General features: G+C 62.5%; 26 protein-coding genes. 16 read left to right on the top strand and 10 right to left on the bottom strand.

The features are described 5' to 3' along the window. Positions 1 to 33: 33 nt before the first annotated feature. From groL to ruvX, 7 genes are all read right to left on the bottom strand, one after another. Positions 34 to 1662 (bottom strand): chaperonin GroEL, encoded by a 1629-nt coding sequence (gene groL / locus RCO24_RS03445; protein WP_308960000.1) that lies wholly within the window; start codon positions 1660 to 1662, stop codon positions 34 to 36. Between the two features lie 106 nt (positions 1663 to 1768). Then, the gene (locus tag RCO24_RS03440; protein ID WP_308959999.1) at positions 1769 to 2059 is read right to left on the bottom strand and encodes a co-chaperone GroES; all 291 of its coding nucleotides are present in this window, start codon (positions 2057 to 2059) and stop codon (positions 1769 to 1771) included. 491 nt (positions 2060 to 2550) lie between these two features. Then, positions 2551 to 3777 (bottom strand): DNA-processing protein DprA, encoded by a 1227-nt coding sequence (gene dprA / locus RCO24_RS03435; protein WP_308959998.1) that lies wholly within the window; start codon positions 3775 to 3777, stop codon positions 2551 to 2553. Continuing rightward, the gene (gene plsY / locus RCO24_RS03430) at positions 3764 to 4423 is read right to left on the bottom strand and encodes a glycerol-3-phosphate 1-O-acyltransferase PlsY (RefSeq protein WP_308960888.1); all 660 of its coding nucleotides are present in this window, start codon (positions 4421 to 4423) and stop codon (positions 3764 to 3766) included. Before plsY ends, dprA begins: the two co-directional genes overlap by 14 nt. Before the next feature lie 418 nt (positions 4424 to 4841). Beyond that, a complete protein-coding gene (locus RCO24_RS03425) occupies positions 4842 to 5306 on the bottom strand; it encodes a MarR family winged helix-turn-helix transcriptional regulator (RefSeq protein ID WP_308959997.1) in 465 nt (154 codons plus the stop codon). Between the two features lie 346 nt (positions 5307 to 5652). Further along, positions 5653 to 6852, bottom strand: coding sequence for a hypothetical protein (locus RCO24_RS03420; RefSeq protein ID WP_308959996.1), 1200 nt, complete (start codon positions 6850 to 6852; stop codon positions 5653 to 5655). Between the two features lie 147 nt (positions 6853 to 6999). Continuing rightward, on the bottom strand, positions 7000 to 7500 hold the full coding sequence (gene ruvX / locus RCO24_RS03415; protein ID WP_308959995.1) for a Holliday junction resolvase RuvX: 501 nt from the start codon (positions 7498 to 7500) through the stop codon (positions 7000 to 7002). 223 nt (positions 7501 to 7723) lie between these two features. Here ruvX and RCO24_RS03410 point away from each other — a divergent pair, with 223 nt between their 5' ends. The 9 genes from RCO24_RS03410 (at position 7724) to RCO24_RS03370 (ending at position 15791) form a co-directional block, all read left to right on the top strand. Further along, positions 7724 to 10057, top strand: coding sequence for a fused MFS/spermidine synthase (locus RCO24_RS03410; protein WP_308959994.1), 2334 nt, complete (start codon positions 7724 to 7726; stop codon positions 10055 to 10057). 153 nt (positions 10058 to 10210) lie between these two features. Beyond that, on the top strand, positions 10211 to 10498 hold the full coding sequence (gene gatC, locus RCO24_RS03405; RefSeq protein ID WP_308959993.1) for an Asp-tRNA(Asn)/Glu-tRNA(Gln) amidotransferase subunit GatC: 288 nt from the start codon (positions 10211 to 10213) through the stop codon (positions 10496 to 10498). A gap of 39 nt (positions 10499 to 10537) precedes the next feature. Beyond that, positions 10538 to 10813, top strand: coding sequence for a hypothetical protein (locus tag RCO24_RS03400; protein WP_308959992.1), 276 nt, complete (start codon positions 10538 to 10540; stop codon positions 10811 to 10813). A gap of 23 nt (positions 10814 to 10836) precedes the next feature. Beyond that, positions 10837 to 11247 carry a hypothetical protein gene (locus RCO24_RS03395; protein ID WP_308959991.1) on the top strand — a complete coding sequence of 137 codons (411 nt, stop codon included), beginning with the start codon at positions 10837 to 10839 and terminating at the stop codon, positions 11245 to 11247. Positions 11248 to 11250: 3 nt separating this feature from the next. Then, positions 11251 to 12783 carry an Asp-tRNA(Asn)/Glu-tRNA(Gln) amidotransferase subunit GatA gene (gatA, locus tag RCO24_RS03390; RefSeq protein ID WP_308959990.1) on the top strand — a complete coding sequence of 511 codons (1533 nt, stop codon included), beginning with the start codon at positions 11251 to 11253 and terminating at the stop codon, positions 12781 to 12783. A 1-nt stretch (position 12784) separates the two neighbouring features. Continuing rightward, positions 12785 to 13120: a chorismate mutase gene (locus tag RCO24_RS03385; RefSeq protein ID WP_308959989.1), complete on the top strand. Its 336-nt coding sequence runs from the start codon at positions 12785 to 12787 to the stop codon at positions 13118 to 13120. Continuing rightward, positions 13117 to 13404 carry a hypothetical protein gene (locus RCO24_RS03380; protein WP_308959988.1) on the top strand — a complete coding sequence of 96 codons (288 nt, stop codon included), beginning with the start codon at positions 13117 to 13119 and terminating at the stop codon, positions 13402 to 13404. The genes RCO24_RS03385 and RCO24_RS03380 overlap by 4 nt, the downstream gene beginning before the upstream one ends. Before the next feature lie 24 nt (positions 13405 to 13428). Then, positions 13429 to 14913, top strand: coding sequence for an Asp-tRNA(Asn)/Glu-tRNA(Gln) amidotransferase subunit GatB (gene gatB, locus RCO24_RS03375; RefSeq protein WP_308959987.1), 1485 nt, complete (start codon positions 13429 to 13431; stop codon positions 14911 to 14913). 347 nt (positions 14914 to 15260) lie between these two features. Then, the gene (locus tag RCO24_RS03370; RefSeq protein WP_308959986.1) at positions 15261 to 15791 is read left to right on the top strand and encodes a hypothetical protein; all 531 of its coding nucleotides are present in this window, start codon (positions 15261 to 15263) and stop codon (positions 15789 to 15791) included. A gap of 110 nt (positions 15792 to 15901) precedes the next feature. Here the strand turns inward: RCO24_RS03370 and RCO24_RS03365 are convergent, their stop codons facing one another. After that, positions 15902 to 16369 (bottom strand): tRNA (cytidine(34)-2'-O)-methyltransferase, encoded by a 468-nt coding sequence (locus tag RCO24_RS03365; RefSeq protein ID WP_308959985.1) that lies wholly within the window; start codon positions 16367 to 16369, stop codon positions 15902 to 15904. 270 nt (positions 16370 to 16639) lie between these two features. Between RCO24_RS03365 and petA the strand changes: the two genes are divergently transcribed. The 4 genes from petA to RCO24_RS03345 all read left to right on the top strand — a co-directional run bounded on the left by petA (position 16640) and on the right by RCO24_RS03345 (position 20439). Continuing rightward, a complete protein-coding gene (gene petA / locus RCO24_RS03360; RefSeq protein WP_308959984.1) occupies positions 16640 to 17212 on the top strand; it encodes a ubiquinol-cytochrome c reductase iron-sulfur subunit in 573 nt (190 codons plus the stop codon). Positions 17213 to 17227: 15 nt separating this feature from the next. Next, positions 17228 to 18505, top strand: a complete 1278-nt coding sequence (locus RCO24_RS03355; protein ID WP_308959983.1) for a cytochrome b N-terminal domain-containing protein — start codon at positions 17228 to 17230, stop codon at positions 18503 to 18505. Positions 18506 to 18531: 26 nt separating this feature from the next. Beyond that, on the top strand, positions 18532 to 19386 hold the full coding sequence (locus tag RCO24_RS03350; protein WP_308959982.1) for a cytochrome c1: 855 nt from the start codon (positions 18532 to 18534) through the stop codon (positions 19384 to 19386). Between the two features lie 171 nt (positions 19387 to 19557). Continuing rightward, entirely contained in the window at positions 19558 to 20439 is an 882-nt protein-coding gene (locus RCO24_RS03345; RefSeq protein WP_308959981.1) for an S-methyl-5'-thioadenosine phosphorylase, read from the top strand. A 6-nt stretch (positions 20440 to 20445) separates the two neighbouring features. On the opposite strand, the gene RCO24_RS03340 is transcribed toward RCO24_RS03345, so the two are convergent. Both RCO24_RS03340 and bfr read right to left on the bottom strand, forming a co-directional pair. After that, positions 20446 to 20865: a response regulator gene (locus RCO24_RS03340; RefSeq protein WP_308959980.1), complete on the bottom strand. Its 420-nt coding sequence runs from the start codon at positions 20863 to 20865 to the stop codon at positions 20446 to 20448. A gap of 166 nt (positions 20866 to 21031) precedes the next feature. Next, positions 21032 to 21523 carry a bacterioferritin gene (gene bfr / locus RCO24_RS03335; RefSeq protein ID WP_308959979.1) on the bottom strand — a complete coding sequence of 164 codons (492 nt, stop codon included), beginning with the start codon at positions 21521 to 21523 and terminating at the stop codon, positions 21032 to 21034. Between the two features lie 284 nt (positions 21524 to 21807). Here bfr and RCO24_RS03330 point away from each other — a divergent pair, with 284 nt between their 5' ends. The 3 genes from RCO24_RS03330 to RCO24_RS03320 all read left to right on the top strand — a co-directional run bounded on the left by RCO24_RS03330 (position 21808) and on the right by RCO24_RS03320 (position 24257). Beyond that, positions 21808 to 22683: an alpha/beta fold hydrolase gene (locus RCO24_RS03330; RefSeq protein WP_308959978.1), complete on the top strand. Its 876-nt coding sequence runs from the start codon at positions 21808 to 21810 to the stop codon at positions 22681 to 22683. A 219-nt stretch (positions 22684 to 22902) separates the two neighbouring features. Continuing rightward, a complete protein-coding gene (locus RCO24_RS03325; protein WP_308959977.1) occupies positions 22903 to 23505 on the top strand; it encodes a hypothetical protein in 603 nt (200 codons plus the stop codon). A 242-nt stretch (positions 23506 to 23747) separates the two neighbouring features. Further along, on the top strand, positions 23748 to 24257 hold the full coding sequence (locus RCO24_RS03320) for a hypothetical protein (protein WP_308959976.1): 510 nt from the start codon (positions 23748 to 23750) through the stop codon (positions 24255 to 24257). Positions 24258 to 24443: the final 186 nt, after the last annotated feature.

The following is a 24443-nucleotide window of genomic DNA, read 5'->3' as shown; positions in this document are numbered from 1 at the left end:
CCCTTCTTTTTTGTCTAGCGATTGCCGACCCGCTTACATGTCGAAGCCGCCGCCGGCCGGACCATGCGAAGGAGCAGCGTCCTTCTTCGGCGCTTCGGCGATGGCAGCCTCCGTCGTGATCAGGAGAGCAGCGATCGAAGCGGCATCCTGCAGAGCGGTGCGCACGACCTTGGCGGGGTCGATGATGCCCTTCTCGATCAGGTCGCCGTACTCGTCGGCCTGCGCGTCGTAGCCGAAGTTCGCGCCCTTTGCTTCCAGCACGCGGCCGACGACGATCGAGCCCTCGGTGCCGGCGTTCTCTGCGATCTGCCGGATCGGAGCCTGGAGCGCCTTGCGCACGATCGCGATGCCCGCGTTCTGATCCTCGTTGTCGCCCTTGACCGTGATGGCGTTCGAAGCCTTGAGGAGAGCGACGCCGCCGCCCGGAACGACACCTTCTTCAACGGCAGCGCGGGTCGCGTTGAGCGCGTCGTCGACGCGATCCTTGCGCTCCTTGACCTCGACCTCGGTGACGCCGCCGACCTTGATGACGGCAACGCCGCCAGCAAGCTTCGCGAGACGCTCCTGCAGCTTCTCACGATCGTAGTCGGACGAAGTTTCCTCGATCTGAGCCTTGATCTGGCTGACGCGGGCTTCGATTTCCTTCTTCTTGCCGGCGCCATCGACGATGACGGTGTTTTCCTTGGTGATCGTCACGCGCTTGGCGCGGCCGAGCAGGTCGAGCGTGACGTTCTCGAGCTTGATGCCGAGGTCTTCGCTGATCGTCTGCCCGCGCGTGAGAACGGCGATGTCCTCGAGCATGGCCTTGCGGCGATCGCCGAAGCCCGGAGCCTTGACGGCCGCGATCTTGAGACCGCCACGCAGCTTGTTGACGACGAGGGTAGCCAGTGCCTCGCCCTCGACCTCTTCGGCGATGATGAGCAGCGGCTTGCCGGTCTGAACGACGGCCTCGAGCACCGGCAGCAGCGACTGCAGGCTCGAAAGCTTCTTCTCGTGGATCAGGATGTAGGGCTCGTCGAGCTCTGCGATCATCTTGTCGGCGTTGGTGATGAAGTAGGGCGAGAGGTAGCCGCGGTCGAACTGCATGCCCTCGACGACATCGAGTTCGGTCTCGAGGCTCTTGGCCTCTTCGACCGTGATGACACCTTCGTTGCCGACCTTCTGCATCGCTTCCGCGATCATCTCGCCGATCGCTCTCTCGCCGTTGGCGGAGATGGTGCCGACCTGCGCGATCTCGGACGAGTTCTTGACCTTCTTGGACTTCTTGCCGATCTCCTCGACGACCTGAGCGACAGCCTTCTCGATGCCGCGCTTGAGATCCATCGGGTTCATGCCGGCGGCAACCGCCTTCAGGCCTTCACGCACGATGGCCTGCGTCAGCACGCAAGCCGTGGTCGTGCCGTCGCCGGCGAGATCGTTGGTCTTCTGTGCGGCTTCACGGACCATCTGTGCGCCCATGTTCTCGAGCCTGTCCTCGAGCTCGATCTCCTTGGCGACGGAGACGCCGTCCTTGGTGGTGCGGGGCGCGCCGAAGCTGCGCTCGATCACGACATTACGGCCCTTGGGGCCGAGCGTTACCTTGACGGCATTGGCGAGAATATCGACGCCGCGCAGGATCTTGTCGCGGGCCTCGGCGGAAAAGCGAACGTCTTTGGCAGCCATGATGGCAAACTCCAATGGATGAAGAGAATTGGGATGGAGCAGAAAGCAGTCGACGGAGGCCGCGCGTTCGAGGTCTCCGTCGAAAACAGGCGATTGCTTTCTGGGCTTACTTCTCGATGACGCCCAGGATGTCGCTTTCCTTCATGATCAGCACGTCGGCGCCGTCGATTTTGACCTCGGTGCCGCTCCACTTGCCGAACAGAACCTTGTCGCCCTTCTTGATGTCGAGCGGTACGAGCTTGCCGGTTTCGTCGCGGGATCCGGGACCAACCGCGAGCACTTCACCCTGCTGGGGCTTTTCGGCGGCCGTATCCGGGATGATGATGCCGCCCGAGGTCTTGGTCTCGCTGTCTACGCGCTTGACGACAACGCGATCGTGCAGGGGACGAAACGTCATGGGAAATTTGAACTCCGTAGGGCTTGTTGGGGAGGTCGCGCAGAACCGCGCGTAAACCGGCGGCTGGCACTTCATTAGCTCGAGTGCTAGCCGGCTTGGCGGTTCTAGAGGGCCCGTGGCGCGGGTGTCAAGCAAGCCCGATAGAGGAGGATCGGATCTGCTGAAATTCTAGCTAGTGACAACCTTGAGTAGCAACAATTATTGAATTGCAACTGAATCTGATTGAGGTTAATTTAAGATAAGTCAAGGCCGTCATATCACTATCTCAAGAGAACGACCAGAAGGAGATGGCGCCATTGCACAATAATGAGGGTCTAAAAAGCAAACAGGACATCGCAGTCGCGAGGTCGAGAGGCGAGCAGATCGAGTATATGGCCGATCTCATCGTTGAACTTAAGCAAATGGCGCACACGAATAGGCTGGTTACACTTGCGGGAATTCTTGAATTAGCCCACGCCGAAGCGAAGTTGCGCGCCAAGGATGTTATGTAACTATTGTTGAACGGAGCGCGAGACGAGTTGCGATCCGTGCCGCGCAATTTCTCCTGCAAGATCCAATTCCATAAGAAGCACACGCACCACCCGCGCGTTCAGTTCGGTCACGCGCACGATTTCGTCGATGTCGATCGGATGGGGGCCGAGGGCTGCAAGCACCCGGTTGCGCTCCCCTTCGCCCGGTTCCGCTCGAAATGCGAAAGGCCCCTCGGCCTCGGGGCCTCCGCAAGCTTTCTCCGAAGTTTGTCCGGCTCCCACCCAAGCTCGCGAGATCTCGAACGGGGCGCCCGAAGAGGCAGCCTCTGTCAGTCCCACCCCCCGCTGCGCGAGCTGAGGCGCCAGTGCCTCGAGAACGTCCTGCGGCTCCGTTGCGATGGTTGCGCCGGATTTCAGGAGCTGATTGGTGCCTTCGGCCCGCGGATCCAGCGGGTGCCCGGGCACCGCAAAGACTTCGCGACCCTGTTCCCCGGCGAAGCGCGCTGTAACCAGCGTTCCCGATCTCCGCGCCGCCTCGACGACGATGACGCCGAGCGACAAGCCCGAGATCAGGCGATTGCGCCGCGGGAAGTCCTTGGCGCGCGGAACGAAGCCGGGAGGCTGTTCGGTGATGAGACAGCCATCCTCGCCAATCCGCGCCTGCAGACGGTCGTGCTCCGGCGGATAGATGACATCCACGCCTCCCGCGAGCACCGCGACGGTGCCTTTGTCGAGGCTCGCATCATGAGCTGCCGCATCGATCCCGCGCGCAAGCCCTGAAACGATGACGAACCCGTTCGACGCCAGCCCGCGAGCAAAGAGGCGCGAGACCTTCATGCCGGCAGCCGAGGCATGGCGCGAACCGACGACGGCGATGCAGGGGCCCGCGAGCAATTCGGCGCGTCCCTTGATGTAGACCAGCGGTGGCGGCGCATCGATCGCGGCCAGGGCGGATGGATAACCGGGCTCGATGGAAAATACCGGGCGCGCCCCCATCCTGTCGGCGGCACGAAGCTCGGCTTCGGCGTCTTCCGCCGGGCACAGCCGGATGGAGCGACCCGTGCGCCGCGACAGCGCCGGAACTGCAGCGAGTGCCGCGCGCCCCGATCCAAAATGCGCGATGAGCTCACGGAAGGTAACGGGACCGATCTGGCTCGATCGGGTCAGGCGCAGGCAGGCGAGGCGCTCCTCGTCATCGAGCGCGACGACGGGAGCCGGTGCAGCAGCGAAGAGGTCACGCTTTGGCACCGATCTTGGGCTCCTCGCCCTTCAGGAGGCGGCGGATGTTTGCCTCGTGTTTCCAGAGCAGCAGCAGGGTCATGAGAAGAGCGAGCAGAGCTTCGGGGAGATATCCGAGTGCGAACAGGATAGCGGGCGTCGCTACGCTGGCGATGAGAGCGGAAAGCGACGAGTAGCGCGTGGTGACGGCAGTTGCGAGCCAGAGCCCGCAGAAGATCAAGGCGCCGGGCCAGATCAGGCCGCCGACGACGCCGATGTAGGTCGCAACGCCTTTGCCGCCCTTGAAGCCGAGCCAAGCCGGGAAGATGTGGCCGAGGAAGGCCGCGAGCCCGGCGATCAGGCTACCGTCTGTCGCAAGCCCGAAGTGCGCGCCGATCCGATATCCGAGGATCACCGCGAGCGTTCCTTTGAGCGCATCGAGCAACAGGGTGAGCGCGGCAAGCCCCTTGTGCCCCGTACGCAGAACGTTGGTCGCTCCGATATTTCCGGATCCGATGGAGCGGATGTCTCCGAGGCCTGAAAGACGCGTCAGCAGCAGCCCGAACGGGATCGATCCGAGCAGATAGCCGACGGCCGCCGGCAGCAGATACGCCGCGATGGCTTCGAATGTGGAAAGCGGTTCCGGTGTGAGCGTGAACGTGTCCGCGGCCGCCATCGGGGCCGCAATCAGCGAGCCGGCGACGAGCGCGCCGCCAAAGTAGAAGACACTGCTGATCCGATGCATCTGTGCCGCGACCCCGAAGCCGTCCCGTGTGTGAGCTTGAGCACAAGGCTAGTGGCAGTTGCGGGTTACGGCAACCGAGGAGATATCCTCGACCCCGAGGGCAGGGACAATAGAATGCGAGCCGGCGACGCTGTACGCCGCCCGATCAGCCGGCTTGTCCGGCAAGGCCTGTCTTCCGACAAGGTCTGTCTTTGTGACAGGCGAGGATGGCGAGAGAGGAGCGGGATGAGCCGATCGGCGGCACTTCGCTCAGGATGGCGCCACCCCAATCGAGGGCAGCGCTCCGGACTTGGCTTGCTTGCTTCGTGCGCGGGTCCCGACGATACCGCGCACGGGTAGGCAATACCAATCAGCGTGAGCCGCGAGATGTCGTCTGCGGTTCGACGGCAAGGACGATACGCGACAACGACCGCAGGAACGCATCCCGCTGCGTCGGCGCGAGCGCGGCGAGCAACTGCTCGTCGGTCGTGCGGGCAGCCGGTTCGGCAAGACGCAGCGCGTTCTCACCCTTGTCCGTGAGGCGTACCGCGTAGCGGCGTGCATCCCGGCGTGTGCGGCGACGTTGAACGAGCCCGCGCGAGGTCAAGCGCCTTACGATGTCGGCCATCGTCGAGCGATCGATGCCCGTCAGTTCGACCAATGTGGTCTGGCTGGGTTCCTCGCTGTTGGCGATGGCAGCCATGACCGCGAACTGACGCGGCGTAAGCCCCACTTCGCCAACGCTCACGGCAAACATTTCATCTGCACACTGCCCGGCCCGGTGCAGCAAGTGAAGAGCCGACGACATCCGGTCGTCACCAGCATCATGTTTCATATTGTATCGAGTCCTCTTGCTGGGATGCGACCCTCCCAAGACGCGCTCGGGGAAACCCCCTGTTGCCGAACACCCTGCGAAAAGCAGGTCTCACCGTGTACGTCAGACGTTCTTGGAAACGCGCAAACCTGAATATGCTCCTGAAAAAATCGTAATGAGTAGTTCGAAAAATCAGGGAACGTCTTGTCCCTGTGATTATGAATTGAACATGGACCCATCCCGACATGGGCAACCCTTTAGATCAACGCGCACACGAGAACTATTGTTTGCCGGATTTGTCTGCGTGACGAGTGGTCACGCACGCCGAGCGGGTATCACCCAAACGGCGCTGTTACGGTCAATTCCGTCAAGTAAACAGCCACGACGTAATTCCTGCCCGCCTCGCCAGTTCCGCTATGCCGTCTTCAATCAGCAAAAAGGTATCCTTGCTAGCCAATTCCGGCATCCAAGATGCACCGTTGGCTGCCTTCCGATATGGCGCCAACAATGCGGTCCAAGTATCTGTATCAAGTGAGCGTTCAGGAAGCAGACCAGTACTCGAACGTTTGAGTTCAGTCTGCTGACCAATCCATGTATGTGCTGCCTGCCAGATTTCAACACCGGCCGGCAAATTATGACGGGCTTTGAGCTGCGAAATTGCGAGCACGCCGGCTTCGCGTGGATGGGGTCCGATCTCGAGAGTCGCAACACGGACACCCCGCCTAAGGATCGAAAATATGCGACATTTGTCGCGGGCCAGACGGTCGGCGTACTGGTCGGCACAATTCTGCATTGCATGTGCTTCAGCCAGGATTGCCTTTTCGTCGAGCAAAGGCCGGAACGTGAAGCCGCGCGCTTCGCCGGGCAGCAGCCAGGGATCTGCGAGCACGCCCTCCTTGAGCTGAACCACGAGGCGCAACCGGTTCAACCAGCTTTTGGCCGCGCACACGGCGGTGTCGAGCGCCATCACCGGCCGCCAGGGCATCACGATGAGATCGCGGGCAGGGGAGGGCGCGGCATTGGAAAACCAAGCGTACGCCGCGAGGAGGCCGAACAGCCGCTCTGGATCTCCCGGCTCCATGAAGACGGCCTGCTGGGCGAGCCAGAGCGCGAAATAGTCATCGCAGGCTTGCACTCCGAATGCGACCGATCGCAACCAGAACGCACTGTCTTCAGCCGCCGTTGGAAGATGGTTGGTAATGCGCCTGGCGAACGTGTCGGATCTCGGCAGCGCCCCGTGCCAGCCTGCGAAGGCTTCGGGCGGCAGTCGTCTGAGCCACATCGGCAGGTCGAGCGTCGCGGCGACGTCGCGCAGCGCGGCTCCTTCGGCGATCAGAGTGAGCGCTTTCTGTCGGCGCTTTGGCGAACCGCGCAGGCTGGCAAGCGTATGCAGCGCCCCCGGAAACACGATGGCGAGATCCGCGAGGCGTGGCGATGAGCGCACGAGGCGGCGGACGCGTGAACGAAGAGTAGGGTCGAAGCGGCTGAGTAGCGTCTCGATGTCCGCCTGCGCGCCTTCGAAAGGGGCGCCGAGAGAAGGATCCGGATGCTTGGCTTTGCAGCGCATCGGTGCTCATCCAGCCGCAACGTGCCCCCGCTGGGTTGGCGAGAGCAAGGTTCGCTCGCAGTGTGCGCAACCAATACGGCACGCATACGACCCGAGTTTGACCAACGGGAGATGAACCGACTTTTGCGGCGGCGACGGCGTGCGCGATCAGCGCGGCAGAACGCGCATTCTGTCGAGCGCGCCTTGCAGGATCAGCGTCGCTGCCAGCTTGTCAATGACGTCGGCGCGACGTTTCCGGCTGGCGTCCGCTTCGATCAGCATCCGCTCGGCTTCGGCCGTCGTCAGGCGTTCGTCCCACAGCAGAATTGGCAACGGGCTGAGAGCGTTCAGATTGCGTGCGAAGGCGCGTGTGGCTTGCGCGCGGGGGCCTTCGCTACCGTCGAGGTTGACGGGAAAGCCCAGCACGAACCCGGCTATCGAATGCTCCGCAGCGATCTCCAGGAGGCGCTTGGCGTCCAGGCTGAACTTCGTGCGTCTGATCGTTTCGAGCGCTGAACCGATGGTGCGCGTGACGTCGCTGAGCGCGAGTCCGAGCGTCTTGGTGCCGGCGTCGATCGCGATCAGGCGTCCGGGCACGATGAGTTCTTTGAACGCCTCGATATCGCTGAGGGTAACGCCTCTTTGAACGGCTTGGCCGTCGGAGGTCATGGATGAGTTCCGGGATGTATCATGGGCCTACTTATAGCCATTTCCGAGCGCATGCGAACGAAAGGGTTGTGGAGGGATGGATTAACGCCAACGTATCCCTAAGGAAAGGCGCTTCGGCCGATGTCCACTGACAGGGGCCGCCTTCCCGTTTATGGTCCGCGCGACAACGAGATCCGGCCGAGTTTTTTCTGTCCTTGCGAGCCGGGCCAGGCACGGGGGAAAAGTGACGAGACCTTTTGAGACCCAGGCCACTGCCGATCAGAACGCGCCTCGCTCCGAGATCGCCGATCCTGGCTCGGGCGATCAGGCATTTTCCGCCACACGCTGGTTGTTTACGGCGACGACATTCCTGTCCGCCTTCCTGCTGTTTTCCGTCCAGCCGCTGTTTGCCAAGATGGTTCTGCCGCTGCTGGGCGGCGCGCCATCGGTATGGGCCGTTGCGCTGCTGTTTTTCCAAGGCGCGCTTCTGGTTGGCTACCTGTATGCGCATCTGCTGGTACGCGGCGTTCCAGCTGCGTCTTCGGGGTTCGTGCATCTCGCGCTCTCGCTGTTCGCGTTCGCCGCCCTTCCCATCGCCATTCCGGCCGGATGGTCCGAGCCGCCACCCGGCGACGCCTATGTCTGGCAGCTCGGATTGTTTGCGGTCGCGATCGGGCTTCCTTTCGTTGCGATATCGGCCAATGCACCGCTGCTTCAGGCCTGGTACGCAAAAACCGGCAACAGCGACAGCGCCGATCCCTACTTCCTCTATGCGGCCTCGAACCTCGGTAGCCTTTTGGCGTTGCTCGGGTATCCGTTCGTCTTCGAGCCGGCCGTCGGCTTGAAAACCCTGGCGACGTTCTGGACGTTCGGGTTTGCCGGTCTCGTCCTCGCGCTTGCGACCTGCTTCGTGGTGATGCGGAAAGCCGCGGCGGTATCTGGAGCGGCGGTTACAAGTGAGAGCAGCAACACGGCGTTGGCGTCGGGGGTGGAATTCGGCTGGCGCCGCCGTCTCGCATGGGTCGGCCTTGCGTTCGTGCCGTCCGCGCTGCTCACCGCCTTCACGACCCATGTGGCAACCGACGTTGCGTCCGCGCCGCTGATCTGGGTGATCCCGCTCGCCCTGTTCCTGATGACGTTCGTCGTTGTGTTTCGCGAACGCGCGTGGATTCCGCGCTCGATCCTGCTGCCGCTTCACGCGGGAGCGACGATCCTCGCTCTCCTGCAGCTCGCCCAGACGGAAAAGGAGACGTGGTTCTATTCCGCAAGCTTCGGCATTGCCGCCTTCGTCACAGCGACGCTCGTCGCCCATCGCACGCTCTACGAGGCGCGCCCCGCGGCAGCCCGCCTGACCGAGTTCTATCTTTGGATGTCGGTGGGCGGCGTACTGGGCGGGGTGTTCGCAGCCTTGGTGGCGCCGAAGATCTTCTCCGAGGTGTTCGAGTATCCGCTGCTGCTCGCATTGAGCTTCGCCTGCCGGCCGGGCGCCCTAAATCTGGCCCGTGAGAGCCGCAAATCCCTCGCCCTGTTTGGGGTGTTGATCGTGGTGGGCGGCGCATTGATCGCCTGGGGGCCGGACGTCGCAACACGCTATCAGATTGGGTTCGGCGGCTGGGGCTCGACCGCCGGGATTGCGGCGGCCTTCGCGATCCTGGCAGCCGTCGTGTGGCGCCATCCGCCGCATGTTCTGTTGATGGCGGTCGCCATCTACCTGACGGTGACGCTGCTCCCATCTGGTGTTCATCGTGGCCAGGCACAGCGCAGCTATTTCGGTGTCTACCGCGTAATCCAATCGGCCGATGGGCACTTTAATGTGCTTCAGCACGGCACCACGCTGCACGGCGCGCAACGCATCCGCGACGTCTACGGCAACCCGATCGCCAGCACCACGCCCGCGACCTACTATCATCCGCGAGGACCGATGGCGACGGCCGTCCGGATTGCCGGCCGCCTGGCCGCGATGCAGGGCCGAGAGCTGTCGGCAGGCGTGATCGGTCTCGGCGCCGGCTCACTCGCTTGCCACTCTGCGTCCGGCGAGGACTGGCGCTTTTTCGAGATCGACCCGGTGATGGTCGGGATCGCCCAGTCGAAGAACTTCACCTTTCTCGCCAATTGCCAGCCCAAGGCGGATATCGTCATCGGCGACGCCCGGCTGACGCTCGCCAAGGAGAAGGACGAACGCTACGATCTTCTGATTGTCGATGCGTTCTCCTCCGACGCGATTCCGATGCACCTACTGACGGCCGAGGCGATCCGGCTTTACGCGTCGAAGATAAAACCGACGGGGGCGGCCGTGCTCCACATCTCGAACCGCTACCTGGACCTCGAGCAGGTCCTGGCTGCGACCCTTCCGACAGTTGGGGGGCTGCACGGCCTCGTGGTCGAAGATTCGGAGGATGACGGCTATGAGGTGACCGGATCGACGGTCGTCGTGCTGGCTAAGAGCTGGGAGGCGATCGACCCCTACAAGACGATGCTGGGCGCCCGCAACCTGCCTGAGCCCCATCTGAAGCCGTGGACCGACGATTTCTCCGATGTGCTGGGGCCCTTTTTGTCCCAGTACCGCAAAAAGCATTGACCGCTTTCGGGAAGAAACTTGCCGGATCAAGGGCCTGCGCTGCCGCCGAGCCAGCTGCCTGGGGCGGTCCCGCAGTTGCACGGCCTGGGCGAGCCCGCTATGAGAAACACGCGGCGCTTCAGCCGACGCACCCTAATGATTTGAGCGGACCCCATGCAGGTTGACGAAAAGACCGTCCGGCGCATCGCACGCCTGGCGCGCATCAAGATAACCGACGAGGAGGCCAAGAGCCTCGAAGGTGAGCTGTCGGGAATCCTGAATTGGGTCGAGCAGTTGGACGAAATCGACACGACCAGTGTCGAGCCGATGACGCGGGTCGTCGCCCAGGAGCTCAAGAAGCGCGAGGACCGCGTGACGGACGGCGAGATTGCCGATGCGATCGTGAAGAACGCACCGGTGGTGGACGATCACTATTTTGTCGTCCCCAAGGTCGTCGAATAGTGTGAGGCCGCGCTACGGGCGGCCATCGGAGGCACGGACATGTCCAAGATTTTCGCACTGCTGGCCGTCGCACTGATCGCGACGGGTCTCCTGGTTCTTGCCGTCCCGCGCGAGGAAGGCAGCACCGGCGCCCGCTCGCTTTCCCCTCAGGCGGTAAGCGATACGCCTGCCTACCTCTTGAAAGCCCGGGATCTGGCCGAGCAGGTCAACGCCCCGCTCTCGATCCTGTTCGGTCTCGTCAGCCTCTACTATTCCCGCCGCAGCTACCACATCAACAAGGCGCGCGCGGAAGCTGACAGGGGGCGTCCGGTCTGATGCGATCCGCAAGAGAAGGTCTGATGCGCTCCATTCTGATTGCCACCGCCCTTGCGCTGTCGACGATTGTCGCCGCAGCCAAGGATCGCGCAACTTTTCTCACCGGCCAGTACGCGACGGTCGCCCAGTGCGAGAAGCTGCGCAAGATTGAGGCAGGCGGCCCGAAGAACGTCGGTACCGCGCCCGAGCTGCTCGACGCCGATGGCTTCCACAATTGGGAAGGCGGCTGCGAGTTCACCAAGATCTTCGAGCACGAGCCCGGCAAGCAGTGGGTCGCGCTGATGATCTGCTCCGAGGGCATGTCGGTCACGCCCGAGACCTACGTCTTTTCGAAGAACGAGGCTGAGGACAGCTTCGACGTGTCCGACTCCGACGATGACGAGCCCGACACTTTCACGCGCTGCGACGCTAAGGACGGCAAGAAAGGGAACTAGACTGTGAGCGAACTCACTCGCCTGACGTTGGCCGAAGCGCGCGACGGCCTCAAGGCCAAGACATTCTCGGCGACCGAGCTGACCAAGGCGCATCTCGAAACCATCGAGGCGTCGAATGAGGCGCTGAATGCCTATGTTCTGGTGACACCCGAACACGCGCTCGCGCAGGCCAAGGAAGCCGACGCGCGCTTGGCGAAGGGCGAAGCACGCCCGCTCGAGGGGCTGCCGCTCGGCAACAAGGATCTCTTCTGCACCGACGGCATCCGCACCACGGCCTGCTCGAAGATCCTGGACGACTTCAAACCCACCTATGAATCGACGGTCGGCGCCAACCTGTGGAGCGCCGGTGCCGTCATGCTCGGCAAGCTCAACAACGACGAGTTCGCGATGGGCTCGTCGAACGAGACTAGCGCCTTCGGACCGGTGGTGTCGCCGTGGCGCCGCAACGGCAAAACCGACAAGCTGGTTCCGGGCGGCTCGTCTGGCGGCTCTTCCGCGGCCGTTGCCGCGGGCCTTTGTCTTGCTGCCACCGCGACCGACACCGGCGGCTCGATCCGCCAGCCCGCGGCCCTGACCGGCACCGTCGGCATCAAGCCGACCTACGGCCGCTGCTCGCGCTGGGGTATCGTCGCGTTCGCGTCCTCGCTCGATCAGGCTGGGCCGATTGCCAAGACCGTGCGCGACGCGGCCATCATGCTCGGCGCCATGGCGGGGCATGATCCGAAGGACACGACCTCCGTCAACGCGCCGGTCCCCGACTACGAGGCCGCTCTCGGCAAAGGCATTAAAGGCCTCCGTGTCGGCGTGCCGAAGGAATATCGCGTCGAGGGGATGTCGAAGGAGATCGACGATCTCTGGACCAAAGGCATCGAGTGGCTCAAGGCCGCCGGTGCGACGATCCATGAAATCAGCCTGCCGCACACCAAGTACGCGCTGCCCGCTTATTACATCGTGGCACCCGCAGAAGCCTCTTCCAACCTCGCTCGCTACGACGGTGTGCGCTACGGTCTTCGCGTTCCGGGCAAGGATGTCATCGACACCTACGAGAACACCCGCGCGGCCGGCTTCGGTAAGGAAGTGCGCCGACGCATCCTGATCGGCACCTACGTGCTTTCGGCCGGCTACTACGATGCCTATTACCTCAAGGCACAGAAGGTCCGCACCTTGATCAAGCGCGACTTCGACGAGGCCTGGAGCAAGGTGGATGTGGTGCTGACGCCGACCACGCCTTCGCCCGCCTTCGCGTTCGGCGAGAAAACCGGCGATCCGCTGGCCATGTATCTCGAGGACATCTTCACCGTCACCGTGAACATGGCGGGCCTTCCGGGCTTGTCCGTTCCGGCCGGGCTGTCGTCGGAAGGCACGCCCCTCGGCCTGCAGCTGATCGGCAAGCCGTTCGACGAGACGACGCTCTTCCAGACCGCGCAAGCCATCGAGGATGCGGCCGGACGTTTCACAGTAGGCGAGCGATGGTGGGCAGGCGACGCCAAGAAGGCGGCCGCCGCCCCTGCCAAGAAAAAGCCGGGAGGCAAGTAAGATGGATCCGAAGCGTCCCTGGGAATGCGCCGACATGACGGAGGTGCGCTCCGAGATCGATCGCATCGATGCGGCCCTCGTTGACCTCATCGCCGAGCGCTTTGCGTACGTCGAGCGGGCCTGGCAGCTGAAGAAGAACCCGGGCGACGCGCACGTCCCCTGGCGCATTCAGCAGGTGATCGACAAAGTGAAGGTCCAGGCGCGCCAGCGTGGCCTGCCTGCCGAGATGATCGAAATGGTCGGCGCCCAATGGCGCAACATGATCGGCTGGTTCGTTCAGTACGAGGAAGAGAAGCTTCGCCAGCAGGAAGCAAGCAGCGGCGGTCCAAGAGAATGATCGCGATCAACTCCTTCGATCCGATGACGCTGGTGCTGCTGGCGCTGGCCAATCCGGCCGTTATCACCGTCGCCGTGATGATGGGGCGGAGCGCCGACCAGTGGCAGAAGATCCCGATCGCGGCCTTCGCGGCCTCGGCGGTGGGCTTTCTGCTCTATTGGATCGGCGGCCAGATCGGCGTTTTCAGCATTCACGCCGTCGGCGGCGAGGCCGCGATCTTTATTCTTCAGTTTTTCTTCGGCCTCGTCTGGGCGGCGCTGGCCTATCGGTTTCGCGCGCCGTAACCTGGCGCAGTGGAGAGACATGAAATGCAGGAAACGGCAAAGAGCGGCGGAAAATCCAAGTCGGCGAACCTGATCGCGGGCGCGACCGGCGATTGGGAAGTCGTGATCGGCATGGAAGTCCATGCCCAGGTGGCTTCCAACTCGAAGCTTTTCTCCGGTTCCTCGACCGCATTCGGCGCCGAGCCGAACAGCCATGTCTCGCTCGTCGATGCGGCCATGCCCGGCATGCTGCCGGTCATCAACGAGGAATGCATCGCCCAGGCGGTCCGCACCGGCCTCGGCCTCAAGGCGGCGGTCAACCTCAAGAGCGTGTTCGACCGTAAGAACTACTTCTATCCGGATCTGCCGCAGGGCTACCAGATCAGTCAGTACAAGCAGCCGATCATCGGCGAAGGCGAGATCGAGATCGACGTCGACGGCGAAGCCAAGCGCGTCGGCATCGAGCGCCTTCATCTGGAGCAGGACGCCGGCAAGTCGATCCACGACCAGCATCCGGACTATTCCTTCGTCGATCTCAATCGCTCGGGCGTCGCGCTGATGGAGATCGTCTCGAAGCCGGATCTGCGTTCGTCGAAGGAAGCCCAGGCCTACGTCACGAAGCTGCGCACGATCCTGCGCTACCTCGGCACCTGCGACGGCGACATGGAGAAGGGCAACCTGCGCGCCGACGTGAACGTCTCCGTACGCAAACCCGGCGACAAGCTCGGCACGCGCTGTGAGATCAAGAACGTCAACTCGATCCGCTTCATCGGTCAGGCCGTCGAGGTCGAGGCGCGGCGCCAGATCGACATCATCGAGGATGGCGGCACCATCGATCAGGAGACGCGCCTGTTCGACGCCGCGAAGGGCGAGACGCGCTCCATGCGCTCGAAGGAAGAGGCGCACGACTATCGCTACTTCCCCGATCCCGATCTTCTGCCGCTCGAATTCACGCAGGCCTACGTCGACGATCTGAAGCAGCACCTGCCGGAGCTTCCCGACGAGAAACGCGCGCGCTTCGTCAAGGATTACAGCCTCTCGGCCTACGACGCGACGGTGCTCGTCGCCGAGCGCGAGAACGCGAATTACTTCGAGGCCGTCGCCAAGGGCCGGGATGGAAAGTTGGCCGCCAACTGGGTCATCAACGAGCTGTTCGGCCGCCTCAACAAGGAAGGTCGCGACATCGAGCATTCGCCGCTCTCCGCCAAGCAGCTCGGCGGCCTCGTCGATCTCATTTCGGCCGGCACCATCTCCGGCAAGATCGCCAAGGATTTGTTCGAGATCCTCTGGACCGAAGGTGGCGATCCAGCCGAGATCGTCGAAAGCCGCGGCATGAAGCAGGTGACCGACACCGGCGCCATCGAAAAGGCCGTCGACGAGATCATCGCTGCCAACCCCGACAAGGTCGAGCAGGCGAAAGCCAAGCCCTCGATGCTCGGCTGGTTCGTCGGACAGGTGATGAAGTCGACCGGCGGCAAGGCCAACCCCGCCGCCGTCAACGAGATCCTGAAGCAAAAGCTCGGCCTTTGAGCTGAGCGGCCACGATCTGACGTTTCGCGGGTGCCTGACCCACGTCTGGCGGCACCGTATGGCGGATGACGTTTAGACCATGATCGCTTCGGACCTTACCAGTCCGAAGCGTGAATCATCGGTCTCATCAAAAACCTAGAGCGGGATTGCAATTCGAAGAAGAGCAGTCATGCTCGAGCTCGCATTCTCGTGGCTTCCGGGCGCGCGAGCCTTTGATTCGCGCTGCGGCCTTGCTGACACACGCCGTCAGATATCAACGGCTTCATGATCGCGGCCTGTTGCAAGACTGGGGCGTCTCGGCAACTTGGGTAGCAGTGGGAATCGAGCGGATCGACCGAGAGGGGCCTATGAACCTCGTTATTGCGATGACGAAGCGCAGCTCTGCGCGGGTAGCTGTAGCGGCATTGGCGATGACGCTGGCCGCAACGATCGCGCCCGCCGTGGACGCGGCTCCGCAAGCGGTTGGCCCATTCGCGAGCCTCGATGGCTGGTGGGGCGGCATTGGCCGCCTGCGCTTCAAGGACGGCAAGACCGAAGACGTGAAGTGCCGCGCGACCTATTTCATCGAGGGCGACGGCAACACGCTGAAGCAGACCATTCGTTGCGCATCCGGCAGCGGCAAGATCGAGGTCAAGGGTAACGTTCGCCACTCTGGGGGCAAGCTGCAGGGTGAGTGGAACGAGCTGATGTACAATGTGAACGGTGTGCTCGACGGCGAGGTCACGCCGCGCGGCTTCCGCGTGTCGGTGAAAGGCACCGAGGGTTCGACGCTGTCGGCCAACATGGACATCATCGTGAAGGATGCCAAGCAGATGGTGGAGATCCAGTTCTTCAGCGAGACGCTGATCGGTCTCACGCTGATGCTGAACAAGGGCTAGATCCGCAGCGGCATCTCACTATCTTTCCGCTGCCCGCTGCCCGCTGCCCGCTGCCCGCTGCCCGCTGCCCGCTGCCCGCTGCCCGCTGCCCGCTGCCCGCTGCCCGCTGCCTACTCTTTCGGATACCCATCCGTCTGCCTCAGCGCCTCTCCGAGCACCATCGCCGCCGCGACGGCGATGTTCAGTGAACGCAGCCCCGCGCGCATCGGAATGCGGATGCGCGCATCGACTCGCTCATGAACCGACTGCGGGACCCCCGCGCTTTCGCGGCCAAGTAGCAGGAGGTCGCTTTCGCAAAACCGGAAATCGACGTGCGATTCTGCCGCATGTGTGGTGAGCAGCACGAGGCGAGGCGTTGGAGAAAGCGAAACGCGCGCCGCATCAAAAGCGTCGAAGCTTTCGTGGCGGCTGATGTGAACGTGATCCAAATAGTCGAGTCCAGCCCTCCGGAATGAACGGTCGCTGAAATCGAAAGCGGCAGGCCCGATTAGATCGATTGGAACGCCCAGACACGCCGAAAGTCGGAGAATGGTTCCAGTATTTTGCGGAATGTCGGGTTGATAAAGAACAAGGCGCATTCTGCGATCTTACCTTAGTCGAAAGAAACGTGCGCGCTCGTGTGGTCGGCCGTGTTCGAGTTAAGCCGTCTTGAGCACGTTGGCAAACGATGCATGATGCGTGATCGGTGCGAAACACCGAGCCGTGGGGGCGATGAAAATCTGGATTCGCGACGTAAACGGACTGCGCAGTTCTTGCGCAACTTGCGTGCCTCGGTTAGTGCTTCAGCAAGCACTTCGCGTGACATAACGAGCGATTAGAAAATCCTCGAAACTGGGAGGGGATTATAAGTGGCCAGTGAAGTCGAAGAGCCAAACCGCCGAGATTTTCTCATCATTGCCGGCAATGCATTTGCGGCGGTGGGAGCAGCGGTCACGTTGTGGCCTTTCATCTCTCAAATGAATCCCGACGCCGGCGCTCAGGCCTTGGCATCCGTCGAGATCGATTTGTCTCCGGTAAAGGAAGGTCAGGCCATTACCGCCATGTGGCGCGGCAAGCCGATCTTCATCCGCAACCGCACGCCCGAGGAGGTCAAGGCCGCCGAGGCCGTGCCGCTCGCTGATCTTCCTGATCAGTCCGCCCGCAACGATCTGCTGCCCGAAGCGACGCCCGCCCTCGATACCAACCGTATCAAGTCGGGCAAGGATAACTGGCTGATCCTGATCGGCATCTGCACGCACTTGGGCTGCATTCCCAAGGGACAGGCGATGGCAGATACGAAAGGTGACTTCGGTGGCTGGTTCTGCCCATGCCACGGCTCGCACTACGATACGTCCGGCCGTATCCGCAAGGGACCCGCTCCGCGCAATCTCGAGGTGCCGCCCTACGAGTTCGTTTCCGACACCAAGATCAAGATCGGCTAAGAGGGGCTGCTTTCGATGGAGCATACGTCGAGCTACGAGCCGAAGTCGGCTTTCGCCAAATGGTGGGATGACCGTCTTCCGGTTGCCCGTCTCATGCACGGTCAGTTCGTTGATTTTCCGACACCGCGCAATCTCAACTATCTCTGGACCTTCGGCGGCATCCTGACCTTCTGCCTCGTCGCGCAGATCGTCACCGGCATCGTGCTGGCCATGCACTATCAGCCGAGCGCGCATGAAGCGTTCAATTCGGTTGAAGCGATCCGCCGCGACGTGAACTTCGGCTGGCTGCTGCGCAATTTCCACGCCGTCGGCGCCTCGATGTTCTTCATCGCGGTCTACATCCATATCTTCCGCGGCCTCTACTACGGTTCCTACAAAGCCCCCCGCGAGGTGCTTTGGATCCTGGGCGTGATCATCTTCCTGATCATGATGGCGACGGCGTTCATGGGTTACGCGCTCCCCTGGGGTCAGATGAGCTTCTGGGGCGTCACGGTCATCACCAACTTGTTCTCGTCGCTGAACGAGATCATTCCGGGTGTCGGCACCGCGATCGTCGAATGGCTGTGGGGCGGCTACTCCGTTTCCGGCACCACGCTGAACCGCTTCTTCGCGCTCCATTACCTGCTGCCGTTCGTTCTCTTCGGGATCGTGGTGCTGCACATCTGGGCGCTGCACGTGGCCGGCCAGAACAATCCCACCGGCCTCGACATCAAGACCAAGTCCGATGCCGTTCCGATGTTCCCGTTCGCAGTCGCCAAGGATGCGGTCGGCTTGTTCGCCTTCCTCATTCTGTTCGCCTGGTTCGTGTTCTATTTGCCGGACTACCTCGGTCACGCCGACAACTACATCGAGGCGAACCCTCTGGTCACGCCGCCGCACATCGTGCCCGAATGGTACTTCCTGCCGTTCTACGCGATCCTGCGCGCGATCCCCTCGAAGCTCGGCGGCGTCATCGCGATGTTCTCGGCGATCGCGGTTCTCATCTTCGTGCCGTGGCTCGATACCAGCCGCGTGCGCTCGGCCAAGTACCGCCCGCTTTATAAGTGGTTCTTCTGGCTGCTCGTGATCTCGGCGGTGTCTCTGGGCTATCTCGGAGCCAAGCCGGCGGAAGGCGCCTACGTCACCTGGTCGCGGATCTTCACGGCCTATTACTTCGCGCACTTCCTGATCGTGATGCCGGTGCTGGGTCTCATCGAGACGCCGACCAAGCTTCCGAAATCCATATCCGCTTCCGTCTTGCGCGGAGGCTCGGGAACGCCGGAAGGCGCAGCCGCAGCCCCAGAGACGCGCTGAGCGAAGGAAATCAGATGATGCGAGCCATGAAATACGGTTCCCTTGCCGCTCTTGCGCTTCTGGCCGGTGCCGCTCTGGCGCCTGCCGCGAATGCTGCCGGAGGTCACGTCCACATCGAGCGCCAGACCTGGAGCTTCGGCGGCTTCACCGGTCAGTTCGACACTGCTCAGCTTCAGCGCGGCTTCCAGATCTACAAGGATGTCTGCTCCGCCTGTCACGGCCTGAAGCGCGTGCGCTTCCGCAACCTGGTCGAGCCCGGTGGACCGGAGTTTCCGGAAGAAGCCGTGAAGGCGCTCGCCCACGAGTGGCCGAACAAGATCGTCGACGGGCCGAACGACGAAGGCAAGATGTTCGAGCGCGAGCCGAAGCTGTTCGATCCGATGATCGGCGCCTTCAAGAACGACAACGAGGCCCGCGCCGCCCAGAACGGCGCGCTGCCGCCGGATCTGTCGTTGATCGCCAAGGCTCGTAACGTGGAATACACGGGCACCTGGTGGGCGCATCCGTTCTCCATGCTCCGCGATATCGCGACTGGCTATCAGGAGGGCGGCGCCGACTATCTTTACGCGCTGTTGACCGGCTATCACGAGGCGCCAGCCGATGTGAAGCTCTCGGACGGCATGTCCTACAACGCGGCGTTCCCGGGCCATCAGATCGCGATGCCCGCTCCGCTCGCCAAGGACAACTTCGTCAAGTACCAGGATGGCACCGGCTCTCTCGATCAGAACGCCCGCGACGTATCGGCGTTCCTCGCCTGGGCGGCCGATCCCTCCCTCAACGCCCGCAAGAGCCTCGGCTGGCTCGTCCTCCTCTATCTCGTGGTGACGACCGGGCTGCTCTATGTCGGCAAGAAGCGCATCTGGGCCAGCATCCCCCATTGACCGGAAGCCGGCAGCAACGCGCGACGCATACGAAAAGGCCCCGATCCTCGGGGCCTTTTCTTTTTGGGCATGATCATGAGGTTGTCGTAAAAGCGTAACGACAGCATGCGTACAGCGAAGAGTTTTCGCCTCGAACATTGGTTCGGAGCGCCATGGGGGAAGGGAGACAGGATGACCGCATCGGTTCTGGGCATCATCGGCGGCAGCGGGTTTTACAATCTGCCGGGCTTGGAGAACGCCCGCTGGGAGAAGGTGATGACCCCGTGGGGCGCGCCTTCCGACGAAATCCTGTTCGCGGAAATCGGCGGCCTTCCGATCCGCTTTCTCCCTCGCCACGGCCGCGGGCATCCCGTGCCGCCGTCCGCGATCAACTTCCGTGCGAACATCGATGCTTTGAAGCGGGCCGGCGTTACCGATCTTGTGTCGATCTCGGCCTGTGGCTCGCTGAAGGAGGAGTTCGCGCCCGGCCACTTCGTGCTGGTCGACCAGTTCGTGGATCGCACCTTCGCGCGCGAAAAGAGCTTCTTTGGCCCCGGCCTCGTCGCCCACGTCTCGGTCGCCGATCCCGTGAGCCCGTTGCTTGTCGATGCGGTCGAAGCCGCCGCCAAGGCCGAAGCGATCTCCTACACTCGCGGCGGCACCTATCTGGTGATGGAAGGCCCCCAGTTCTCGACGCGCGCCGAGAGCAATCTCTATCGCAGCTGGGGCATGGACGTCATCGGCATGACCAACATGCCGGAAGCCAAGCTCGCCCGTGAGGCGGAGATCTGCTACGCGACCGTCGCCATGGTGACTGACTACGACTGCTGGCACGACGAGCACGCCGCTGTCGACGTGGCGTCCATCATCGCCGTGATGCAGAGCAACACCGAGAAGGCCCAGCGGCTCGTCACCAGCCTCGCGAGGAGCTTCCCGCGCGAGCATCCTGCCTGCCCGATCGGATCCGACCGCGCCCTCGATGTCGCGCTGATTACCGCTCCTGACGCGCGCGATGCCTCGCTCGTGCGCAAGCTCGACGCTGTCGCCGGCCGCGTACTGGACGCGAAAGGGTAGGTGATTTTAGGCCGGATCAGCCGCGCGCGGCGGCGTGTGCAGCAAAGATCGGATGCGCATGAGAATGCGCGAGAAATCGTACGGTTTGCCGAAAAACGCGTCGGCCACCCCGACGACTCCCGTCAGCGGGATCGCGCCGGACGCAACGATGACCTTGATGTGAGGCCTGAAGGCCCGCACCGATTTGGCCAGCGCCAAGCCGTCGCGTGGGCCGGGCATTTCGATATCCGTGACCACCACGTCGATGGGCGCGCCGGCCGAGAGGATCTGCTCGGCTTCATCCGTATTGGAGGCTTCTCGCACCTGATACCCGGCATCGCGGATCTCGAAGGCGAGAGTCGAGCGCAGGATCGGATCGTCATCCACCACCAGGACGGCCGCGGGCGGATGAGCGTCTGAATGTTTGTTAAGGTCTCGTTCTGTCATAGCTTTCACCTTCCGGGACAACGCCAGGCAGGTGGAGAGGTTCCGCAGTCTCGGAACTTCGTGGATTAAATTAGTGAAAAGAAAGCGGAGTTGCCGCGCCCCAGGCAACCCCGCTCCCTGTACTCAGAAGGCGCCCGGAAATAGGGCCCCTAAAGTTGGAATGGCCTCAGTGGCCTTCCACCTCGTTCGCGGCCTCGGCCTGCAGCTGGCCGTAGTTTGCGATGCCGATCTTCTCGATCAAATCGAGCTGCGTTTCGATGAAGTCGATATGGCCTTCCTCGTCCTCGATCAGGTCCTCGAACAGCTCCATCGTCACATAGTCCTTGGCGTTTTTGCAGATGTCGCGGCCGCGGATGTACGTCTCGTGTGCGATCTTCTCGCCCTTGAGGTCGCATTGGAGGACTTCCGTGAGGTTCTCGCCGATCATCAGCGGAGCGACGTGCTGCAGGTTCGGCAGCCCCTCGAGGAAGATGATGCGGGTCACGAGCTTGTCGGCGTGGTGCATCTCTTCGATGGACTCGGCCCGCTCCTTCTTGGCGAGCTTGGTGAAGCCCCAGTTTTCGAGCATCCGGTAATGAAGCCAATACTGGTTGACCGCGCCGAGCTCGAGCTTGAGCGCCTCGTTCAGGATGTCGATAACTTCGCGTTTACCCTTCATGGGGGTCCCCTCTCACCAACTTATGGATGCAATGGACCGGCGACAGCCGTTCAGCAGCGCCTGATCTGAATTAGAATAATTCTAAGCTGGTGTAATCCGGGCGCGGGACAAGGTCAATGGCCTTGATGAGCCAACCTGCAAAAAGCATAGCGCCACCGCAGCAGTCCTAAAACTTTCAACCGCGCGTCACCAAACGGGATTGCTTTGTATCCCCAGGAACAGCGGGTGTTTTCTTGCGGCCCTAACGTCCCTCCATCGAGCCGGGAAATCATTTGGGGCGTAAGATGCAGAAGAGCGAAAAGAGTTTTGCAGGCAAGAGCGGGCGGGTCGGTGTACTGCTGATCCACGGCCTGTGCGGTTCCCCCAGTGAAATCCGCTTCGTCGCCAATGGCTTGACCCGGAACGGCTACACGGTCCTATGCCCCCAGCTGGCGGGCCACGGCGGCACCGAAGCCGATCTCATGGCCACCACCTGGCAGGATTGGTACGAGAGCGCCGAAAAGGGCTTGGAAGAGCTCTCCGCAACCTGCGAGACGGTGATCGTCGGCGGCTTGTCGACGGGCGCCGTGCTGAGCCTGATGCTGGCCGAGCGCCACCCCGACAAGGTCCACGCGGTTGCACTCTATTCGCCGACGTTGTGGCTCAGCGGGCGCCAGATTCCCTGGTATTTGCCGCTTTTCCGCCTGATCGACAGCAAGTGGGTCGCCAACCTGTTCCGTTTCCCGGTGCCGATCCACGTTGGCATCAAGGATCAGCGCATCCGCGATTTCATCCGCAACGCCATGGCATCGGAAGGCTCCAAGGTGGCCCCGGTATCGACCCCGGGCGGCGCGGTGCTCGAGCGGCGGCGTCTGGCCAAGGTCGTCATGAAGTCGCTGAACAGAATTTCGCAGCCCGTTCTCATCCTGCACGCCCGCGAGGACGACTATGCCGGGCTCGACAACGCGGCCTATCTGCAACGCGAGCTGGCCGGACCGGTCGACCTCGTCGTGCTGGATGACAGCTATCACATGGTCACCGTCGACCGTCAGCGTCACGTCGTGCTCGATCGCACGACCGCGTTCGTGTCCCGCATCGCTGGCTCGATCACCGACAGCATCCGCGCAAAGCCCGCTGCCCAGCTCCGCGTCGTTGGCGGCCTCGCCACGTCCGCAGCTTAAGGCACGGGCGTAAAAGGCAAACGAAAACAGCGACGTTCCTGGTAATGCAACCAACATATCAGACGGCTGTCGATTTATTCCGGCCGTCGGTATAAGTTTTCTGAAGCCTGTTCCAACTGGAACAGCGCTTCGGCACATGAAACGGCACATTGAGCTTCAAGAGAGCGCTGATGGCCACGCCCCATCCGCTCAAGCGCAAGAGATCAGATGGAGACGACAATGGCCAAGAAGCTCAGCATCACAGCAATCGCAACGTTTGTGGCCGCCAGCATGGCCATCACCCCGGCAGCCGAAGCAGGTGGTCGCGGCATTGGCCTCGGCATCGGTCTCGGTGTTCTGGCCGTCGGCGCCATGGCGCACCAGGCTCAGCAGGCCAAGAAGGCAGAAGCCGCTCGGGCCCGCGCTCAGGCGCAAGCTCAAGCCCGGGCGAAGGCGCAGGCACAGGCCCGTGCGAAAGCTCAGGCTCAGGCCGCAGCCGCCAAGCGCCAGCAGCAGGCCGCTGCAGCCGAGAAGGCGAAAGCTGAAGCCGTCGCCAACGGCGATGAGCCGCCCGTCGAAGAAACCGCAGCCACCAACAAGACGCCGAGCACCTACGTCGCTGCGCCGTCCAGCACTGCTGCGCTCACTCAGGTTGACGTCAGCCAGGCCGATGCCGCGAAGATCGAGCCGACGACCGACAAGACCGCCGCCAACAAGACCGTTGCCGACACGACGGTTGCGACAAGCGAAGCCGAGCCGGCCAAGACGACCGTCGCCGACGCTCCCGATACCTGCAAGCGTTATGTCCCGGCATTGGGCGTCGCAGTGAATGTCGGCTGCTAACACTCGGGCGTAACAGTCAAAGACACAAAGCCAAAGAGCCGGTCCCAGATGGGGTCGGCTCTTTTCATTTGTGCACGGTTTACGTTCGAGAGCAGCGCCGCGAGATCCGCGCACGAAATGACAAATTTGTGCCGCCTGGAACAGCGAGGGACGTCGGCGTGGCGCATGGTCCGATCAGAATTTCAACGCCGGTCAACATCGAGACACGCCCGGCAAGCTGATCACGGATCCAGGAGATCGCCATGTATACCAAGTCTCTCGCTCTCGCATCCGCTCTCACGGCCATGCTCGCGTTGACGTCGGTAGCCGAAGCCGGCGGTGGCGTTCGGTTGGGCTTCGGCGGTCCGCTTGGAACGTTCGTCGCAACGCCCGCTCAAGGTGGCAGCGCCGGTTATCAGAAACAGGCGATCCCAAAGAAGCGCGCTCCGGTTCAGCAGGCCAGGCACATCGATAAGCCTGCTCCCCGCGTCGCAAAGGCGGAACCGGCAAAGGTCGTCGCTCCGAAAGCCGATTCGAAAATCGAGCCGGCGAAGGAAGGGGAAAGCCGCGTAACCGGCAGCTCCGCGCTGATTCAGGGTTCGGTTCCGGTTGAAGAAACCGAGACCGTCACGCCTCAACCGGCATCCGACGTGAAGGCCGAGGCGTCTTCCACCAGCAACACGGTGACCGCCGCGACATCCGATGCGCCCCAAACCTGCAAGAAGTTCATTCCTGCCATCGGCACCACGGTTTCAGTTGGCTGCAACGAGTAGCGGGCAAGAAGCACGACACAACGAAAACAAGAGGCGTTCTGCCAATCTACGAAAAGCGGACGCCTAGAGACCGAGCGGTAACATCGCACCGTGAACCGGCGATCGCGCCGAGCCTAAATTCGGTCTGACACATCGGTTTGTAATGGAATAAAAGCACGCGCGGGCTTGCGCGGGCGCTGGACGCGG

Source organism: Hyphomicrobium sp. LHD-15, assembly GCF_031157355.1.
Taxonomy (GTDB): Bacteria; Pseudomonadota; Alphaproteobacteria; order Rhizobiales; family Hyphomicrobiaceae; genus Hyphomicrobium_C.
Note: the sequence above shows the minus strand (reverse complement) of the source record. Positions and strands in the feature narration are given on the sequence as shown.